Origin of the sequence: Halobacteriovorax sp. HFRX-2_2 (assembly GCF_043196705.1) — a bacterium.
Taxonomy (GTDB): Bacteria; Bdellovibrionota; Bacteriovoracia; order Bacteriovoracales; family Bacteriovoracaceae; genus Halobacteriovorax_A.
On the sequence record NZ_JBEBMT010000004.1, the window covers coordinates 275498 to 296463 of the forward strand.

At 34.3% G+C, this 20966-nt stretch carries 17 protein-coding genes; 11 read left to right on the plus strand and 6 right to left on the minus strand.

Translation table 11 applies throughout. From position 1 onward, the window contains the following. The first annotated feature begins 137 nt into the window (after positions 1-137). The 9 genes from ABMA79_RS14195 (at position 138) to lon (ending at position 15321) form a co-directional block, all read left to right on the plus strand. Entirely contained in the window at positions 138-1025 is an 888-nt protein-coding gene (locus tag ABMA79_RS14195) for a hypothetical protein (RefSeq protein ID WP_393093437.1), read from the plus strand. Further along, positions 1022-4966, plus strand: a complete 3945-nt coding sequence (locus tag ABMA79_RS14200) for a translocation/assembly module TamB domain-containing protein (protein WP_393093440.1) — start codon at positions 1022-1024, stop codon at positions 4964-4966. Before ABMA79_RS14195 ends, ABMA79_RS14200 begins: the two co-directional genes overlap by 4 nt. Further along, the gene (locus ABMA79_RS14205) at positions 4954-7806 is read left to right on the plus strand and encodes an outer membrane protein assembly factor (RefSeq protein ID WP_392861139.1); all 2853 of its coding nucleotides are present in this window, start codon (positions 4954-4956) and stop codon (positions 7804-7806) included. The genes ABMA79_RS14200 and ABMA79_RS14205 overlap by 13 nt, the downstream gene beginning before the upstream one ends. 236 nt (positions 7807-8042) lie before the next feature. After that, positions 8043-8480, plus strand: coding sequence for a 50S ribosomal protein L13 (gene rplM / locus ABMA79_RS14210; RefSeq protein ID WP_021267593.1), 438 nt, complete (start codon positions 8043-8045; stop codon positions 8478-8480). A 15-nt stretch (positions 8481-8495) separates the two neighbouring features. Continuing rightward, a complete protein-coding gene (gene rpsI, locus ABMA79_RS14215) occupies positions 8496-8897 on the plus strand; it encodes a 30S ribosomal protein S9 (protein ID WP_021267519.1) in 402 nt (133 codons plus the stop codon). A 102-nt stretch (positions 8898-8999) separates the two neighbouring features. Next, on the plus strand, positions 9000-11549 hold the full coding sequence (locus tag ABMA79_RS14220) for a hypothetical protein (protein WP_393093443.1): 2550 nt from the start codon (positions 9000-9002) through the stop codon (positions 11547-11549). Positions 11550-11666: 117 nt separating this feature from the next. Next, on the plus strand, positions 11667-12269 hold the full coding sequence (locus ABMA79_RS14225; protein WP_392861135.1) for a hypothetical protein: 603 nt from the start codon (positions 11667-11669) through the stop codon (positions 12267-12269). 73 nt (positions 12270-12342) lie between these two features. After that, positions 12343-12825, plus strand: a complete 483-nt coding sequence (locus ABMA79_RS14230) for a hypothetical protein (protein ID WP_103218451.1) — start codon at positions 12343-12345, stop codon at positions 12823-12825. 12 nt (positions 12826-12837) lie between these two features. Then, on the plus strand, positions 12838-15321 hold the full coding sequence (lon, locus tag ABMA79_RS14235; RefSeq protein WP_393093446.1) for an endopeptidase La: 2484 nt from the start codon (positions 12838-12840) through the stop codon (positions 15319-15321). Between the two features lie 64 nt (positions 15322-15385). On the opposite strand, the gene rpoZ is transcribed toward lon, so the two are convergent. Further along, entirely contained in the window at positions 15386-15598 is a 213-nt protein-coding gene (gene rpoZ, locus ABMA79_RS14240) for a DNA-directed RNA polymerase subunit omega (RefSeq protein ID WP_021267614.1), read from the minus strand. A gap of 177 nt (positions 15599-15775) precedes the next feature. Here rpoZ and ABMA79_RS14245 point away from each other — a divergent pair, with 177 nt between their 5' ends. Continuing rightward, the gene (locus ABMA79_RS14245) at positions 15776-16015 is read left to right on the plus strand and encodes a hypothetical protein (protein WP_392861131.1); all 240 of its coding nucleotides are present in this window, start codon (positions 15776-15778) and stop codon (positions 16013-16015) included. After that, positions 16015-16248 (plus strand): hypothetical protein, encoded by a 234-nt coding sequence (locus ABMA79_RS14250; RefSeq protein ID WP_392861130.1) that lies wholly within the window; start codon positions 16015-16017, stop codon positions 16246-16248. Before ABMA79_RS14245 ends, ABMA79_RS14250 begins: the two co-directional genes overlap by 1 nt. On the opposite strand, the gene ABMA79_RS14255 is transcribed toward ABMA79_RS14250, so the two are convergent. From ABMA79_RS14255 to ABMA79_RS14275, 5 genes are all read right to left on the minus strand, one after another. Next, positions 16241-16639, minus strand: a complete 399-nt coding sequence (locus tag ABMA79_RS14255) for a hypothetical protein (RefSeq protein ID WP_392861129.1) — start codon at positions 16637-16639, stop codon at positions 16241-16243. The genes ABMA79_RS14250 and ABMA79_RS14255 overlap by 8 nt on opposite strands. A 138-nt stretch (positions 16640-16777) precedes the next feature. Then, on the minus strand, positions 16778-18502 hold the full coding sequence (locus tag ABMA79_RS14260) for an ABC transporter substrate-binding protein (protein ID WP_392861128.1): 1725 nt from the start codon (positions 18500-18502) through the stop codon (positions 16778-16780). Then, complete coding sequence (locus tag ABMA79_RS14265) at positions 18480-19037, minus strand: regulatory protein RecX (protein WP_392861126.1); 558 nt, start codon at positions 19035-19037, stop codon at positions 18480-18482. Before ABMA79_RS14265 ends, ABMA79_RS14260 begins: the two co-directional genes overlap by 23 nt. Before the next feature lie 83 nt (positions 19038-19120). Continuing rightward, positions 19121-20239: a recombinase RecA gene (gene recA / locus ABMA79_RS14270; protein WP_393057047.1), complete on the minus strand. Its 1119-nt coding sequence runs from the start codon at positions 20237-20239 to the stop codon at positions 19121-19123. 175 nt (positions 20240-20414) lie between these two features. After that, on the minus strand, positions 20415-20933 hold the full coding sequence (locus ABMA79_RS14275) for a phosphatidylglycerophosphatase A (RefSeq protein ID WP_392861124.1): 519 nt from the start codon (positions 20931-20933) through the stop codon (positions 20415-20417). Positions 20934-20966: the final 33 nt, after the last annotated feature.

Below are 20966 nucleotides of genomic sequence, written 5' to 3' on the forward strand. Positions count from 1 at the left end.
AGGGCCCTTTTTTAGGGCCTTTTTCTTGTCTCTATTTCAATTATTTCTGTGGTAAAAAGTACGCTTAACATTAATTAAATTAATTATTTGATATAATAATATTAGATAGTTAGTTGTATTTTTATACCAGAGGCAATGTGTCAGAAAACACAATGACAAATACAAATTTTAATATCAAAACGTTACTTGGTAGTACGCAGGAACTCATTGCGTTTTTAGAAAGTCATCGTGTTGAAAATGAAGAGTCATCACTAAGTCATAATTTATATATTGATTCAATTTTAAAAATTTTATTATTTCATTCAACAGGAAAAGTACAAAAGCTATCAGTCGAAATTAAAAATCTAATAGGTTATTTATTAAAACGAAAAAAATCCAATCGCCTTAATGAATTAAAAAATATTTTAGATCATTTCAGTGTTTCATACTCAGAAAATTTTGATTCATATATAAATATATTAAGTACTGAAAAAGTAGACGAGACTTTCGCGGATTCTATTTCAACGATTACAACTGTTAAAAACTCTGAAAAATATTTCCAATATGAAACATTAAGAAAAAAACTTGAAAGAGATTTAGAGTTAATTGATCCTCTAATGTTCATCGAATCAATTTTTAAAGTCATTCCTTTGTTTTTTGAAACAAGTGAGTATAAGTCTATTATCTATAAGTATGGAAAAAATAGTGATGATAACGATCTGATAAGAGCTATTAACTACTACCTAAAAGATTATAGCGATATTCCAGAGTTTGTTAAAACTACAACAAAGCGTACATTAGATAGAGACTATATTGAAGCTTATAAGACTTCTATTAATAAAAAGGATGAGCTTCTGTCATTAGTTGAATTAAGAGAAAGATTGGTAGATGGTTGTAAGTCGAAAGATGAATATATCAATACTTTATTTGAAATGGCCGTTGCTTATCGAAAACTCGGTAATGAGGAGAGAGCATACTTTTTAGCAATAATTGTTAACCGTATATATCCTGGTTATAGAAATGTAGAGGTTATGTTAAAGAGATGAGATTTGTTAATAAATTTCTAATCATATTCACTCTTGTATTCGGACTTCTTGCTGTTGGAGCCTGGCGTTTCATTCAATCACGATATGTATCAACAATACTAACAGAATATATAAATAAGAATATTATTCTTGATTCTAATATGACTCTCTCGTTCTCGAGAGTTTCTGGTGGATTCTTTCCTCCTCGAACAATCCTAGAGGATGTAAACTTTAAGGTCAAAGATGAGTTAGAAGTACATGTAAAGGATGTTTCTGCAGCATTCTCACTACTAAGTCTATTCTCATCAAATGTTAGATTTAACTCAGTAAACTTCAGCGATGGTTACATTGTTCTTGAAAAACTAGAAAAGAGTGAAGATGACACTTCACAAGTGAGTGTATTTAACACGCTTAATAACGTAACTAATCAATTACCATTTAAGATTAATAAAATTGAAATTAGAAATTCTGATTTTTATATTGCTGATAGTAATCTCAATATTCCAATTAAGCATTTGGCCCTAAGTCCATTCGAGTATAGTTACGATATAATCCTAGATATTGAAAATGTTAGTTGGCAAGGTGCCATTGTAGATAATTTATTTTTAGATGCAGAGATCGTTGAAAACAACATTCGTGTCAGAAATGGTTATGTATTCATTAAAGACTCTAAGATAAGTGGTTCTGGAAAATATGAGTTTAAAAACAAAAAGATTCATTCAGATATTGAGTATAAAATAAACTTTGATAGCTTTGAGGATTTAAAGAAGAAGTATAGTGTAAAAATGGATGGTATCCTAGAAGGAAAGGCCACGATTACAGGAGCTATCGGTAAGAAAGATATTTTTGTAAGTGGGCTTTCGAATGGAAGTAATATTCATTCTGATTATGTAAATCTTGATAAGTTTAAAACAAAATACTCATTCCATAATAATAAATTAATTATAAAAGACTTTGTTGGTGAGATAAATAATGGCCAAGCCAAAGTCTCTGATGAACTAATATTGAACTTTAGTGAGAATAAAGTAGTTGAAAATAAAGTTGTCGTTGAAACGAATAATCTTCATTTGAATGACATTTTATACTTCTTGGGTGATGACTTCGTTCTTTTAAAAGGACGTGCAAATGGAAAAGTACTACTAAGCATGGATGAAAATGGTGCTGTCCTTGTTGATAGTATTGAAGGAAGTCCTGTTTATATCAAAAACTTAGCACTAAAACCTACACGTGATAATATTTTAAACTTTGAGAAGGTAGACATATCAAGTCTTAATATTTTTGCGGGAGATGACTTTAGAATTGGAATTAATGCAAAAAGTAATTCCTCATCGCTCGTTGGTTGGGGATCTGTTGTTGGAAGTGAAGTAGACTTCACTGTTAAAGCAAGAGATTTTAGTATTTTTGATCTTGGTGGACAGATTTCTCAAGTTGCAAAAGGTCGAGGTGACTTTGATATTACGATTAAAGGATCAGAAGAAGTTATAATTGATGTAAATACTTCAAACGCAAAATATATTGAAGTATTTGGCTTTCTCTTAGAAAAAGAATCTAGCGCAAATTTAAAGTATTCAATTGATAAGAATATCATTTATGTAAACGAACTTATAAATAAGACTAATGGCCAAACCACGATCTCAGGAAATGTGAACCTAGGTAAAGAAGAGGTTGAATTAAATATTGGACTAAAGAATGTTGACCTAAGTCTACTCGAACGAAATGTTAAGCCAATCTGGGAAGATATTAAAATGTATACGACACCTTTTGAAGGTGTCTTTAATGCTGATGTTAATTTGAACGGTAAATTTTCAAACTTTATCACTTCTGTGAATATTAATTCAGATAAGGTGAGCGTTTACAAAGAGCCTATTGATAATATCGCTTTGAACCTTATCGTTACAAATGATGATGTATCGATCAAAGATGCTTTCGTTAAAAAGAACCGATCTAGTGCATCAGCGGACTTTATTTATAATTTTAAAAATGGATTTGAAGAAATTTCTTTTATTACTACTCCAATAAAGCTTGGTGATTTTTATCGATATCGTGATCTCGGTTTAGGCTATAATGGCCACTTCTCTGCTAGTATTGAAGCAAAGAGAAATGGTGTTCTCAGAGGAAAAGGGAATGCATACTTAACTGAAACAAAAGTAGGAAATGAAGAGATTGGTGCTTCGGAATTAGAGTTCAGTTTTAAAGATAAGGTAATTAACTTTAATACAAATATTCTAAATCAAAATATCCATATGGATGGTGAGTTAGATTTTAGTAAAAGTCATCCGCGAGTTGTTCTTAACTACAATGTCGATATGCCTGATATCAAACCATCTCTATCTTTTATTTCTGAGCACAACTCTTTTAATAATGAATTGAATGGATTTGTTCAGCTGAGTGGGCAATTAACTTACGACTTCAATCCAAATCGACCTGTAAGTTCTATTATGAATTTGACTCAATTTCATATTAGTAATTATGGGCGCTCTCTAACATTGAAAAGGCCGACCTCGATTGAAGTTGATCAATCGGAAATTAAGCAGCTTAACTTATCATTAAGCGGTTCCGGTGGTTCATATCATTTAGTAGGGAGTGGAAATTTTGATACTAATTTCCAACTAGTTCAAGACTTAGATATTAATCTTAGTTATCTAACGCTTTTAACAAGTGAGATCGAAAGGATTCTGGGAACGATCAAGGGCAAGGGGATTATTGTTGGAAATCGTAAAAAATATGACTTGTCCCATTCCCTAAGTACTTCAAATTTTGGGCTAAAGCTTAAAAGCGTTCCTTTAGAAATTTCTAATGCTAGTGGTGTCGGTGCCTATCGTGACCAAAAAATACTAATCAATAACCTTAGTGGTGAGATTGGCTCTGGTGACTTTGACTTGTCTGGATATATAAAAGCAAGTTTTCCACTGCCTGAAGTTTATATAACTTCTAATTATACAAATGTAGGCTATCAAGTAGAGTCGCGATCAATTATCAACACAGATGGTAAATTAACTTTAAGTGGCCGTGGTTTTCCATATTTAATTAAAGGAAGTGTTTATGTTAATGGTGGGCTTATTGAAAATGAATTTAATGACTTTAAGTCTTCATCGGAGTTCAATAAAAGCTTAAGTAAATATATTACCCAGAACCAAAGAGGTATCCCTGATTTAATTAATCTCGATATTGACTTAAGTATTAAGGAAACTGTTAGACTAAGAAATCGCTTAGCGGATCTCTTGATTGCAGGGGATTTACATATTGATGGACAGTTTACAAACCCAGCAATGCAGGGACAACTTATTATTGTTCCAGGATTAAGTAAGTTTAAATTTAGAGGTAATGACTTTATCTTATCTGAAGGCGTTGTTTACTTTACGAAAGAAGAGAATATTGAACCTATTACTCTAAATCTTTTAGCAAACTCTACTATTGGACAATATGATATTGAAATGGGAATTGTTGGGTCGGTTGACGACATTTCAATCAACTTAGAATCAAACCCATCACTTTCTCGTGATAATATTTTTTCACTACTTACACTTGGAGTAACATCTGACTTTTCTCAAAACTTGGAAGACAGTCAAAGAACTAACTTAACGACAATCGGAATTGGTACATTTTTAGTTGATCAGTTAAATATTAATGAAGGCCTAGATGCTGCACTTGGGTTAAAGCTAAGCGTTTTGCCAGAGTTTACTGAAAGCTCTGATAGTCCTATTGAAGAGGCCACGAAATCTGAGCAGTCAGTAAAGACGGCCACTAAGCTACAGATTACGAAAAAAGTGAATGACAATATCAATTTAAAGTTTTCCAATACTTTTGATAGTGAAAGTAATAAACAGTCGATTAACGTTGATTACAGTATAAGTGATAAGCTCTCTATTGAAGGGATCTTTGAAAGTGAAGATGATACAAATAATAAAGAAGGAACAGACGGTTCTGTAGGGGCCGACATAAAATATAAATGGTCATTTTAAGATTAATTGCCACATTCATCTTACTATTTAGTTCTGTTCATGGTGCTGAAAATATTCATATCAAAAATGTTGATATTGACTGTACCGGCCGCGAAGAATGTCTTTTTATCATCGAAAGTTTTAAAAAGTATGAAGGAAAGGAATTAACTCGTGAAGAGTTAAGCCGAATTATTCAATTTGAATTAACAAAGCCATATTACAAAACTTTTTATTATGAAGTTAAAAAGAGCCGTCTAAATATTGTTGTCGAAACAAAGCCTAGAATTCTTTCAATAAACGTAAAAGGGACAGACTCTGTACTTAACCGACGAATCAAAAATGATTTTAAGTTGAAAGAAGGGGACTATTTTGATGACATGTCTGCTCAAGAGGGGCTTAAGGCCATTGGTAAAGAGTATTTTAAAAAGGGCTCAAAAGTAGGTTCAATTTCTAAAGAGTTAAATCAAGAAGGAATTAAGATTACTCTAAATCTATTAAAGAATGAGATCAGGAGACTTGAGGATATAAAATTAAATGGCCTCGTTGGAGTAAACTTAATCGAAGCTGAAAAATTCTGGCATCGTATTAAAGGAAGTTCTCTTGATTTCACAAATTATAAAAAAATGCTTCAAGAGTATCGTTCTTTATTAATAAGAGATGGTTTTTGGCTATCGCGAGTAAAAGAAGAGTTAAACGTTTTGAAGAATGGTAATTATGAGCTAATTTTCAATGTTGAACTAGGATCTCGATTCGGTGTTAATTTTTATAATAACTATCGTTTAAATCATAACGATCTTCTCTCTCACGTTAAGAAGTATATTCAAAATAATAAGGGACGATTTGATGATATTTCACTTAATCGTCATATTGTGAACTTTTATCGTGAGAATGGTTATTACTACGCAAAGTCTAAGCTAACTGAAGCTCGTGGACTTGATATTAATGGAAATAAAATTCTAAACTTCTATTTTACTATCAACGAAGGACGTAAGGTTAAAGTTGCTCAAATTAATTTTAACGGCAATCACTTAAAAAATAGTAAAAAACTAAATGAAGTCTACTATAAGACTGATTCAGATCTTTTAAAGGCTGACTATCTACATGAAAGAGGACTTGAAAACGCCTCTGAGAAGATTAAAGAGATTTATGTTAAAGACGGTTATATCTTCGTAAATATTGAAAAGCCTAAGGTCGACTTCATCGACGGTGGAGATGCTGCAATTGTCTCTTTTTCAATTTCTGAGGGTTCTCAGTATATATTAAGTAAGATCAATATTGAGGGTGTTGAAGATGAAGAGGCCAGATACTTTATTAAAGATGTTCTTAAAAATAAAATAGGAAAGCCTTTTAATGTTGTTCACATTGATGAGGATTTAAAGAATGCCCTGATTTCTCTAAAAACTCGAGGCTATTACTTCAGTACATATACTGAAAAACGTCCTAAAAAGATTGTTAATGTAAACTCTGCAACAAATGAAATTGAATTAAACCTAAAATTTGGTGTTGGTGTAAAGACCTATCTTGGAAATGTCATTGTAACTGGGAATTCAACGACTAAAGATGTTGTTATTAGAAGAGAGCTTCCGTTAGAGCGTGGGGATCTTGTTACTCCTAAGGCCATGAACGATTTTATCGCACGCTTAAGAGAACTTGGCCTATTTTCAAACGTAAATATTTCTTCGTTTGTTGGAGAAGAAGTCTCGCCAACAGAGAAGTATCTAAACTTTGTTATTAAAGTTACTGAGAAGGATTTTGGTCTTGCTGAAATAGCACCGGGATTCAGAACCGATCTTGGTTTAAAATTCTCTACGACAATTTCTTATAATAACTTCAATGGAATGAACCGCTCTTTCATCTTTAAGGCCCAGACAAACTGGAGAACTGATTTCTCGTATCTTGATGATCGCAGAAGAGAGGACTCGCGAAAGTTATTAGAAGGGTTAGTACAGTTTCAATATGTTGAGCCGTATCTATTCTATGACCTATTCAAATCCAAAGTAACTTTTAAGGCGACTGCTCGTTACGAAAGAAAAAGATACTCTGACTTTGATGCTGATATCATTAGTTTCTCTCCACAACTGATTAAGACCTTCTCTGATGTATTATCAATGAGTCTTACTTATGAATTTGATAATATCAGACAATTTGATGCAACAGATGCAATTGATGAAGATAAATATATCATTGGTGCAATCAGGCCTGAACTATCATTAGACTTTAGAGATAATAAAACGCTTCCTAAGAAAGGCTCTTGGTTTAATTTCTCATGGGAATTTGCAAACCCATATCTTGGTTCACAAGAAAGTGAAGACCTAACAATTGACTATCACAAGGCCGTCGTTCGTAATTTTAACTACATCCCTATGGGTGATTTTACCCTAGCAACTTCTATTGCCCTAGGATACGAGCACAACTTCTCAAGCGATATCGTTAAAGATAGCAGTGGAAATATTATTATCGATACTGATGGTAAGCCAATGACAACTGGTTATATCCCACCTTTAAAGGTTTTTCGTTTAATTGGACGCGACTATCTTCGTGGTTATAGTGATTTAGAAAGTGGAAGGCTAACAGACGGTACATATATTAATGATACAACAGTTAGAGGCGAGGCCTTCTTTGTAAACTTCAGACTTGAACCAAGATATTATATTGGTGACTATTCTGCTATTGCTGTTTTCTTTGATGCGGGACGCGTCTTTGTTGATAAAATTGATAACTTTGACCTATTAAAGTCAGTAGGGATGAGCTTTAAGTTTTTTACTCCAATTGGCTCCCTCGATTTTGACTACGGGATCAAATTAGACCGCATTGGTGGTGACTCATTTGGTCGTTTTCACATCACGATTGGCCAATTTTAGAAAATTTCGCAATTTCAAACACTTAAGTTCGAAGAAAATATTACGCATGGCCAAAAAAATAACAATTTCCCATTGTTTTATTGGCATAAATTGTTTAATATCTGCCGAAACCCGTTACCCCACAAACAACGGAATTATGGGCCTTTAGGTCCTTAAGTGTTGTAAACAAATCATTTTATTCTGATGATGCGTTTACGTTTTATTGATTTTTAACATTATTAAAGTGGAAGGTTACTATGTACACTGAGAAATCATTTGTGTTGAAGCCAGCAGACGCTGACAAAAAATGGCACTTAATTGATGCTACTGATATGGTAGTTGGACGTTTAGCAACTGAAATCGCTAATGTATTAAGAGGGAAGAACTCACCAAAGTACACTCCTCATACAGATTCTGGTGATTTTGTTGTTGTTATTAACGCAGAAAAAGTTAGATTTACTGGGAATAAGTGGAACGATAAAGTTTACTACAGACACACAGGGTATGCTGGTGGACTTAAAGAAAGAACTGCTAAAGAACAATTAGAAAGAAAGCCAGAAGCGATTCTTATGAACGCTGTTAAAGGTATGCTTCCTAAGAATTCTCTAGGTAGAAAACAACTAACAAAACTTAAGGTTTTTGCTGGATCTGAGCATGCACATAGCGCTCAAAACCCAGTAGAATACAAATTCTAGTAAGAGGTTATTATTATGGCTAAAGGAAAAACTTGGGATTCACAGGCAGTTGGTAGAAGAAAATCTTCAGTTGCTAGAGTTTACATGGCTGCAGGAACTGGTAAAGTTGTTGTTAATAATAGAGATATCAAAGAGTACTTCACAAAAGGTACAGATAGATACGTTGTTAACCAACCTCTAAACCTACTTAAGCTTGCAGATAAATATGATCTAAAGATCAACGTTACTGGTGGTGGAACTACTGGTCAAGCAGGTGCTACTCGTCTTGGTATTGCAAGAGCAATTCTTAAGATTGATGCAGCTCTTAGAGGCGAGCTTAAATCAGCTGGATTCCTTACGAGAGATCCAAGAAAAGTTGAAAGACAAAAAGCTGGTCAGAAAGGTGCAAGAGCAAAGTACCAATTCTCGAAGCGTTAAGATTTATCTTACAATATTTTCGAATATATGCAGGGCCCACTTTTGTGGGCCTTGTTTATTCATGGGCTTACCAAAAACTTTTCTTCTATGCTATAAATCCATATGGCAAAATCCATTCAGCTTAAAGGCGTAAGAACTAATAATCTAAAAAATATTGATGTTGAATTTCCAATTAACAAGATCACTTGTGTTTCAGGTGTGTCTGGATCAGGGAAGTCTTCACTCGTTTTTAATACATTGGCAAATGAGTCCAAAAGAAGATTTTTAAATTCACTTCCTTCTTCAATGAACTTCTTTGAAAGAGTTCCAACAAGTGCTGAAGTCGATAGTATTTCTCCTGTTTTACCGGTTTGGAGTTTAGCGCAAAATAATCCAATCGTTGGATCGCGCCTAAATATGGCCGACCAACTTGAGATAAGCTACGAGTTAGCGCAATTATACTTTGAGCCATTCTCTACAAAGTGCTTAATTCATGGAGATGAATTTGTTGATGGACTTTCACAGGTTGAAACTGAAATTACTGATACTCTAACTGGTGATTGTAAAGTTATTCATGTGCTAATTGGTAAAGATCATTATCTTGAAAATATAAGTGGAATGCCTGCTAGAAGTTTTGACTCAAAAACTTCTACTATCCGTGATTTTGATAAAGAGGATTCCCAATGGGAGATCTTTCGAATAAAGCCTAAAAGCATTGGCCAATTTAGAAAAAAATGGATGGAGCTAATAAAGAATAGTTCTGTTGCCCAGTTAAGTGTTTATCTTGCTGGCCAAGACGAACTAAAGCACTTCAACTTAAATACGACGGCCTTTTGTCCTAAGTGTTCTGAAGAAGAAGTTCGTAGTGCAAGGCAAATTAGTGATCTTCTTCCTTATAATGGAGTGGGTGCGTGTTCTGAATGTAAGGGATATGGTTCAACACTAAGTTATGATATTAATAAAATTGTAAAATTCCCTAAGAAAAAAATCTCTGAAGGTGCCATCACTTTCTTAGAGTACGCTAAATATAGTGAGCATTATAAGTACTTTATTGCCGAAATTAAAAAAGTAGGAGTTTCTCCAGACAGTCGTTTTTGTGATGTTAAAGACGAAGTTGAAGAAATACTTATGAGAGGAAGTGGACGCTTTTATGGTGTTTTAAACTTTCTCTATGGACTTGAAGAGAAGCGATATAAGCGCTCTGCGAGAATTTTTCTAAGATCACTACAAAGTGAAAAATGTTGTCACATTTGTGACGGCAGAAGAGTTTCTCCTAGTGCTCTACTTCATCGTGGAAAACTACAAAATATAATTTCATATGGAGATTGTTTATCTCTAACTCTAGAAGAATTATATGAAAACTTATTTGTAGACAAGAGTGATACAATCGTAAAAAAAATCTTAAGTAAACTAGAGATTGCAATCGAGTTAGGCCTAGGTCAATTTCCTCTAATGACAAAACTTAAGTCATTAGAAACAAGTGAATATCAAAAATCGCTACTAGTACGTTATTTAAGCTTTCAAGGAAGTGGCTCTTTATTTGTTCTTGATGAGCCAAGTCTTGGGATGAACTCAGATGAACAAAAAGTATTATTAAAATTTCTAAAAAAACTTTCAACAAATAATACAGTTGTGATGGTTGAACATAGTAGAGTTCTACAACAGGGAAGTGATCACAATATTGTCATTGGACCAGGTGCAGGGCATCTTGGTGGTGAAGTTGTTGCACACAAGCTACCTAAAATTGAAAAAATTCAAAAACAATCATCTAAAAAGAAAGTAGTAGACGAAGAGATTGTTTTCAAAAATATTGAGTTTGAAGGCTTTAGATATAATGAAATTAAATTTCAAGTTGGAACAATTAATCAAGTAAAGACTCAGATGGATTCATTTGATAAGAGGCTTGTTATCAATGCTTTATTTAATGAGTTGAATGAAGATATCTTCAATGAAAAATATGATTTTGAAACTTCTTATGAAATCGATGATTTAAGTTATCCTGATGGAATTGAGAATATTTTTATTTATGAAACTAGGATTGAGAAATCGACTAGTCGTTCTACTGTTGGAACGGCCTTAGACTTGAGTGGCCATGTAAGAAATTATTTCTCAAAGCTTCCAGTTTCTAAGTCTCTTGGCCTAGAAAAAGGACACTTTTCTAAAAACAGTAAGCTAGGTCAGTGTGCAGTTTGTGAAGGAAAGGGCATTCAAGAAATTGATATGCAGTTCTTAGAAGACGTGACTTTCGATTGTGATGAATGTGGTGGAACAGGATTGAAGAAATTCTACGCTACTATCACAGATGGAAAGTATACGATTATTGATGCATGTAAAACACCAGTATCAACTTTATTTGAAACACTACCAACTACACCTAAGATTAAAAGAACGATTGAATATTTAAAACTTCTTAACCTTGATTACTTAACTCTCGATCGAACAATTCCTTCTCTTTCTGGTGGAGAGCGCCTTCGTGTAAAACTTCTAAAGGCCATTGATAAGAAGGTGAAGAATTCGATTATCGTACTAACAAATATCTCTTACGGTCTATCAATTAATGAACTGACTTCAATATGTGAATTACTTGAGGGATTAACTGGCCAAGGTAATACGTTAGTTCTTCTCGATAACCATGAGATTTTTAGTAATTTCAATACGATAGAGCTTGATTAAAAGACTAAAGTATTAGGTAGAATATCCGATAAGAATTGTATGTTAAGGTTCTTATTGTGCTCTATTTTTATATTTATTTCTATAACTAGTTCAGCACAAGAGTTATTTCAAATCCCATTGAGTAAACAGCTTTCTGAGTCCAATGCTATTATTATGGGAACCTATCAAGGTAGCTTTCCTAAGAAATTAAGTGATGGATCAGTTGTAACTAATGTCTCATTCAAATTAGAGAAGTCAGTTGGACTTGGTTCTCGCCAACTTTTGAATAAGAACTCATTTAGTTTTGTCTATGATGGAGGAACTTGGCAGGGGATCGATTATCCTAACAAGCTTAAGCCAAGATTCGTTGTCGGACGCCGCTATATCGTTCTTTTAAGAAAAGGTGAGTATGATTTCTATCCATTGAACGAGCGCCTTGGCGTGTATAATGTAATTGGTCGCAATGGTGAAGATGCCGTTATTTCTCAGGCTTTTCCAGATAATCCAAAATTTGGTGCCAACTCATTTAGTACATTCAATCTTTGGATAAGTAGTATCTATGGTGAGGGACTGAAAGGAATTGGAACTGATAAAGATATTTTTCATAAGAAGGCCGGAGGCAGGAAAATTGCTTCAGTTGATAATTCTCGAGAATCTAGTGAATATAAAATTCACATCTATTGGTTAGCTCTTTTGTTTGGATTGCTTGGTGCGGCACAGTTAAGAAAATCAAAAGTCTAATTATCCAAATTTACTATTCATTTTTAACGCGCAATTTAGTAAAATTTAACTAATTATCCCATGGAAGGTAAATATGAATCTATTAAAAGTACTTTTGTTAATCACAGTTTTTTCTCTGGGTCACAAGGCCTATTCACAAGATTTATTAAACGAAAGAATTCGTAAAATTCCGGATAAAAAAAGATCAATCTTTTTCAACAAAGGAATCTTTCATTCGACAAATAGCAATACTAATTCTGTACTGAAATCAATTCGTCACGGAAATGGTAGCTCAAGAGGTTTTGAAAGACTTGTTTTCGACTTTGAAACAAATGAGGCTCCAAGAGTCTATGGTTATAAGTCTGAAAAAGAGAATAAGATCTATGTAGATTTCTTTAAAACAAAGCTTAATAAAAAAGTTGGTTCTTTTGGAACTTCTAAACTTGTGAAGAAAGTAGATTTTTATCCAGTTGGAGACGATACGCTTTCTGCAGAACTTGTTATTGATGGAAAACATTCAATTGATGTTTTCACTTTAAAAAATCCAGGTCGATTAGTAATCGATATTAAAAAGTAGGTGTGACTTATTATGAATGAATACGAAGAGTACAACGTGCAAATTAAAGACTCTCAAGGGGATGAGAAATTCCCTGAAGATGTTGTAATCATACCTATTATGAATAGCCCGATTTTTCCGGGAATGATTGCGCCAATTATTTTAACTGAAGATAAGTTCACTGCTGAATTAGATGAGTATCTAATTAAGAGTGGTTATCTTGCTCTTAACCTTGTTAAGAGTGATCTTAAAAATGAAGAAGGTGAGATTGATCCTTCTATTCAAGAAGACCTAGACTCTAGGGAAATCACTTCAAAGGATATTTATAAAGTAGGTGTTCTTTGTAAGGTTGTAAAAAGACTTAAGTTACCAGATGGTTCTGTAAACGTTCTTGTACACGGTATAAAAAGATACCGTGCTTCTAATATTTACGAACAATCTCCACTACTAAGAGCTAAGTACGAAGTTTTTGATGATATCTTAGAAGAAGATGAAGAACTAGATGCATACACTCGTTCAATCATCAATCAGGTTAAAAAGCTTAGTGAAGTAAATGCTTACTTTAACGAAGAAATGAAGCTTGCGATGATTAACTCTTCTTCACCTGGTGCACTGGCAGACTTAGTTGCATTTGCACTATCTCTAGATATTCCAGAAGCACAAGACTTCCTAGAAACTCTTGTTGTTAAGAAACGTTTTGGGAAACTATTAGTATATCTAAAAAGAGAAAAGGATGTTGCTGACATTCAAAAGAAAATCTCTGATGAGGTTAATGACAAAGTTAACAAATATCAAAGAGAATACTTCTTACGTGAGCAGCTCAAGGTTATTAAATCTGAGCTTGGATTGGAAGAAGATGATAAGGCCCGTGACATTAGTAAGCTTAAAGAAAGAATTCTTGAAGCGAAACTTCCAGAAGATGTTCTAAAGTCTGTTAATGAAGAGATTGAAAGACTAGAGGTAATTCCTGATTCATCACCAGAGTACAATGTAACTCGTACATACCTAAATTGGATCGTCGATCTTCCATGGTCAAAGTCGACTGAAGATCATGTCGATATGGATAAGGCGCAGAAGATTCTTGAAAAAGAGCACTATGGCCTTGAGAAAGCGAAAGAAAGAATCATGGAGTTCTTGGCCGTTCGTAAATTAAAGCCACAATTTGATGGAACGATTCTTTGTTTAGCAGGTCCTCCTGGTGTTGGTAAAACATCGATGGGTAAATCAATTGCAGAATCTCTCGGTCGAAAATTCTACCGTTTCTCTCTTGGTGGTATGAGAGATGAGGCAGAGATTAAAGGACATAGAAGAACATATGTTGGAGCAATGCCTGGTCGCTTAATCCAAGCAATGAAGCGTGTTGAGGTGAATAACCCTGTCATCATGCTTGATGAAATCGACAAGCTTGGACAATCTTTCCAAGGTGATCCAGCATCAGCGCTCTTAGAGGTTTTAGATCCTGAGCAAAACCATAATTTCATTGATCACTATCTAGATGTCCCTTTTGATCTTTCAAAAGTTCTTTTCATCTCGACAGCTAATTATATTGGCGATATTCCTGAGCCTCTTTTAGATCGTATGGAGATTATTGAACTTAGTGGTTACACAATGGAAGAGAAACTTTCAATTGCTACTAAGTGGGTAATTCCAAAACAGATTAAAAAACATGGTTTAGAAAAGAAAGATATTAGCCTAACAAAAGCAACACTTAAAAAGCTAATCGAAGATTATGCTCGTGAGCCAGGTGTTCGTGTGATGGAGCAGATGATTGCTAAAATGTGTCGTCGTGCTGCACTTGAAAAAGTTAAGGCCAAGAGACATAAGGTATTTAATCCTAAACCTACGGAACTTGAAGATATCTTAGGAACTGCTCGCTATCAAAGTGAGAAGGCCCTTAAGAAGCTTTGTCCTGGTATGACAACAGGTCTTGCTTGGACAGGTTATGGTGGTGATATTCTTTATATCGAAACTCTTTCTCTTAACGGCAAAGGTTTCAAGCTAACTGGTCAGTTAGGTGATGTAATGAATGAGTCTGCTAACCTTGCATATAGTTATGTTAAGCAACTTCTACAAAATGAGATGGAAGAATACTTCAAGATGAAGCCTAAGAGAAAAGCTTCTGATGAAAACGAAGATGAAATGGAAGACTTCCTTTCTGAAAGAGAAGTTCACCTTCACCTTCCTGCTGGTGCAACTCCAAAAGATGGTCCGTCTGCAGGTATTACAATGGCACTTGCTCTTTACTCACTTGCTCACAATGTGACTATTAAGAGTAATCTGGCCATGACTGGTGAGCTATCTTTAACAGGTAAGGTTCTTCCTGTTGGTGGGATTAAAGAAAAAGTATTAGCTGCAAAGAGAGCAGGTATTACGAATATTATGTTACCAATTGATAATGAAAAGGATTTAAAAGAAGTTCCTGAAAGACATAGAAAAGGAATGAAGTTCTATCCTGTAGCACACTTTGATGAAGTTTTAAAAATTGCGCTACCAAAATTCAAACCAAAATTTAAGTAATAAAAAAGGCCCTAATTAGGGCCTTTCTTATATTCAAAATAATTTTAAAAAAATTAAATTCGACTTAGAATTCGTCTGAATCGTACTCACTTACTGGAGCGTGCTTAACTTTACCAGCTGCGATCTCTCTAAGTGCTGTAACAACATCTTTATTTTTACTCTTAACAAGTTGGTCTGCACCATCTCTTAATTGCTTTACGCGTTTAGCAGCTAGGTGTACTAACTCATAGCGGTTTTCAACTTTTTCTAGACAGTCTTCAATCGTAATTCTTGCCATTTTGTGCACTCCGAAAAATTAAATGTGACTTAAGTTATTTTTATAGGACAAAGCGCTGTTTTTGTCTAGAGATAGGGCCTAAATATTTAAAATTTTTAGAAGTACTTATACTTTAGTTATGTAATTTAAGTCACTTAGCTCTATTTGTTGAGTACTTTACTTGCATAATAATATCCTATGAAGCAACAATTATTTATATTTATCGAACATCAATCAGTATTAGAATCGGTTAAACATTATCAACAAAAATTCCACGGTATTTGCGCTGGAAATATATTAAGAAAAATTGATTTAATATTTAAAAATGGCCCATGTGATTTGGCAATTGGTTACTATATTTTTAAGATTGATGTAATAAGAATTGAATCACAAACACTTTTTGGTGAAGTGTTAAGTTATAAATATTTTGGTGACTAATGGATGACTCTACAATTGTTGAACTTGCCTTAGAAGAAAGAAAGTTTCTTCATGAAATGTCTAATAAGCTAGCTATTGCAGATGGAATGGCCGCAAAGGTGTTGAAGCTTTTAGAACAACAAGGTGGAGATGAAGAGCTGATAAGAAGACAAAGGAAGGCCACGAAGGCCATTAAAGAGCAGATAGAACTTCTTAAGCAAAGAAGGTTTCTGCTCCATGAACGCTCTAATTGAGGCTTACGTTAACCTGGTCTCCAACCATAAATGCAGGTATCTCTAAAATAGGATGTCTTTCTTTATCGTTAAAATTCTTTGTTACTGCAATTGAGGTATCAGAGTCATGATGAATAACTTCAAGTTGTCCAACTTTCATCTTGTGACGGTAGCGTTTCTCACGATCATATGGATCGTTTAAAATCACAACACGATACACATCAAGTAAGGTACCATTCTTAATACCTTGTTTTTCACCTAAGTTTACGTAGTAGTTTTTTTGAATTTCTTGAACGTCATTGGTCATTGGCAGTTCATGTTCTACAGAATAGATCATATAGTCATTTGCCATGACTTGAGCTTGAAATAGTATCCCTATGATGACGAGTATGAAATGTGCAAGAGTCTTCATTCATTACTTCCTTTGTTGCAGTAGTAGGCTTTACAAGCGTACTGATCTACTATTCGGAAATATGGGGAAAAAAATGATAGGGGCAGTATTGTCGAAGTTCGGGGGAAATATATTCCCCCGAAATATGGTGCTTATTTACTATTTTAATCTTAAGTATTTAACTTTATTAACAACAAGGTCGTTATATCTGAAGTTTTTTAGTCGGTTATGATAAACGATATAGTCACGTGAATAGTAAAGAAGTACCCATGGAAGGTCTTCTAAAACAATATCTTCAACTTGAGACATCAGAAGATATTTTTCATCACTATCATTCATTACTTTAATACTTTCAAATTTCTTATCAAAATCAGCATTTGAGTAGTTTGAAACATTAGGGCCAGGAGCTTGGTTCTTAGTTGTTAATAACTGAAGAACGTTTTCACTATCTGGATAATCAAGAGTCCAACCATCTAACCAAATTTGAAGTTTTCCTTCTTTTGATTTCTTTAAGAATGCAGGGAATGTATTAAGTTGAATTTTCATTTTAATACCAATTGCTTCAAGATCTTGCTTAAGAAGTTCTGCACGTTGTCTTTGTGTCGTCGATGATGCTCTCGTATCATAGACAAGAGTTGGAAGCCCTTTTCCATCTGGGTATCCGGCCTTTCTTAGATACTCTTTTGCCTTTTCAATATTATATGAATACGGAAGCTTTCTTGATGGGTCATAACCCGGGATTCCTGGAGGATAGATTGAGTTTGCCTTTAACCCAATATTATTTGTAAATGTCTTAATATACTTTTCAACATTTACAGCGTGTGCAATTGCTAATCTTAAATTCTTATTTGTTCCTACAATTGGGTCTTTCATATTGAATGAGAACCACCAATAAGTGAAACTTGAAAAGATATCAAGAGTGATCTTCTTGTCGCGAAATTCCTCTGTAAGCTCTCCGCTAGGTGAAACAAGTGAATGATAGTTATCTTTTGGAACTCTAAGGAAGTCGAGTTTACCAGACATAAATTGCAGCCATCTTGTTTGAGCTTCTTTAATAATATGAAATTCAATCTTATCGATAAAAGGAACGCGTTTACCAGCATCCGTTAAAAGGTTCTTACTATGGGCAAAGCGATCACCTTTTCCTGGATAGAAAGACTTGTGATAGTTATTAAATCGACTCATGAAAAGTTTTGAACCACGAAACCACTTATCTAATTTATATGGCCCTGTCCCTATTAACTCATCAAGAAAAGTTTCTTTCTTCATAACTTCAGCTGGCATTGGTGAAGTAAAGCTCATTGCAAGAGCATTTAGCATTTGAGGGTAGGGAGCGATAAGTCTAATCTGAAGTGTTCTCTTATCAAGAGCTTTAAGTCCATCAACATTAGTTGATAAAAGCTTCTCAAAATCACTTCCAACTTCTTTTCTAAACTTATTTAAACCAACAACTCTTCCATCAAATAGCCACCAACCATTACTACGATACGGTGTAAAAGCTAGACGTTTGATTTGGTTAATAAAATCTTGGGCCTCTACATAACGTGGTTGTCCGTTGAAAGCTGGGTGATCGTGGTATTGAACTCCCTCTTTAACTTTAATTGTATATGTAAGCCCATCATCTGAAACTTGTGGCATTTCTTCTGCTAAAAGAGGAACAAGTTTTAATGGTTTTCTTAGATAGTGATATTCAAATAATTGTTCATACCCTTGATAAATTACAGACATCGATACCGAGTCATACGCATTTACTGGGTCAATTGTAGAAATCGATTCTGTTAAAGGAAATCGAAGTGTATTCTTATCATCTCTATCAACTCTACACGATACTAGAGGTAGTAATAAGATAAAAAGAATGAAATTAAAAAGGGTAGTTTTGTGCATTACTTTCCTCATCATTTTGGACATTTTTTAGTTCAGTATTAATTTTGTCGTATGAATGTCCTTTTGACAAAAGAAAGCGTATCAACTTTTGCTTAAAATTAAAATCTTCGAGGGCCGAAACACCCTTAGAGCGCAATTTCTTGTTAATTAACTCGCGTAATTGACCATTTTCAGTATATCTATACTCATCAAACAGCTCGTCGATAAGCTCTGTGCTTGGTTCAACTCTTTCTGCACGTAATTTATTCAGAATATTTCTCTTACTTAAACCCTTGTACATGAAGGTTTTAATTCGAGTACGAATATATTGTTCTTCTTGTAGATACTTGGCCTCTTCTAAGAAGTCGAGTAGTTGATCAATGAATGGAGTGTATTTTTTTTCGTAGAGTTTTTGAGATAGTTTATATCTTGAGTAATCTCTCTTTGAAAGAAGCCAGATGCAGTATTGATAAGCTCGTTTGAATGAACGTATGTCCTCTGATTTTGTTTCAGATTCTCCAAGCGGAAGTTTATCGATAGTTTCTTTGAGGGTCATTTTGAGAGAGTCATTTTAAAGGGCGCCCCTTAATATTAATATCTATCATTCGATAGGATAGAAACCTAAGGGGCTATATTTGTTTATTGAACTACTTTTTTAGACTTAGACTTGCTCTTAGTCTTCTTTTCTTCAACTACTGGCTCATCTTCGATAATTTCACCAGTTGCTTGATCTACAACAGTGTTATCTTCAATTAGTCCGTGTAGGGCAAGAATTTTATTTTTAATCTCTAGAGCAACTTCTGGGTTATCTGCTAGATATTGTTTTGAGTTCTCACGTCCTTGACCGATCTTAGCTTCATTATATGAGAACCATGCACCAGCTTTTCCAACGATATTATTTGCTACAGCAAGATCTAATAGGTCACCTGTCTGTGAAATACCTTGTCCGTACATAATATCGAACTCAACAACTTTGAATGGAGGAGCTACTTTGTTTTTAACAACTTTTACTTTCGTTCTGTTACCAATTACTTCGTCACCGTTCTTAATAGCACCAGTTCTTCTGATATCAAGTCTTACTGAAGAGTAGAACTTAAGAGCGTTACCACCAGTCGTTGTTTCAGGGTTACCGAACATAACACCGATTTTCATACGAAGTTGGTTAATGAAAATTACAGTTGTATTTGAACGGTTAATAGAACCAGTTAGCTTTCTAAGTGCTTGTGACATTAGTCGTGCTTGAAGACCCATGTGTGAATCACCCATGTCACCTTCAAGTTCAGCTCTTGGAGTAAGTGCTGCAACAGAGTCAACAATTAGAAGATCAACTGCACCAGAGCGTACAAGCATATCTGTAATTTCTAGAGCTTGCTCACCACTGTCTGGTTGAGAAATAAGAGTATTTGGAATATCAACACCAAGCTTTTGCGCATATACAGTATCAAGAGCGTGCTCAGCATCAATAAATGCTACTGTACCACCTTGTTTCTGCGCTTCTGCAGCAATGTGAAGAGTTAGTGTTGTCTTACCTGATGATTCTGGACCATAGATTTCGATAATACGACCTTTAGGAACACCACCTACACCAAGTGCTAAATCTAGACCTAAACAGCTTGTTGGAATCGCTGGAATTTTTTCTGGACCATTTTCAGTGTCCAGCTTCATAATTGCACCTTTACCAAATTGTTTTTCAATTGTTGAAAGTGCTAGGTCTAATGCTTTTTGCTTGTTGTTCTTTTCAGTTGATGTTGTGGCCATAAGCTCTCCGTTTTTCTATTTACTTTGTTCTACCAAATTTATCTGTTATCAGCTAATGCAAAAAAGAGGATTTTTAACTTCTGTGTAAGTACAGTTAATTAAAAGATCTAACTAGATGACTTTCTAATTTTTTACTTTTTGCTTATAAATATTTTTAGCGTAAGTTTTGCGTAAGTCAAGAGATAAATTCTAACAATTTAAAAGTAAGGATGTAGCAGATACCGGCCATAAGACCCGCTGCGATATCGTCAAACGTAGTTCCTAGTGCGTCTTTACGGTTGTCGAAGTATTTCACTGGTCCTATTTTCCAAATGTCGAAGAGGCGAAAGAGGGCAAAAATCGCTACGTAACTTACGTAACTGTGATCAAGTATGAAGAATGACGCAATCCAAATCCCAATAACTTCATCAATAACAATCCATGATGGGTCGACACAATCGTATTCTTTTTCAATAACACCAGTTATGAAAACTGCACCAATTGTTAGGATTAGAAGAAAGGGGATGAAGAAGAAAAAAGGTGCGTTCAGCTTACCAACAAAATAGAGAAGGATAATTGTTACTAAACTTCCAACTGTTCCTGGTGCTTTTGGCGCAAGTCCTGCACCAAAAAATGTAAGAAAAAGAATTCTTAAGTCAGTTAGTGACTTTAATGTCAGTTTTTTTGTATTTTTTAGCTGATTTTCTGTCTTCATGGGCTTATGGTAGCATTACTCAACGTTAGAACA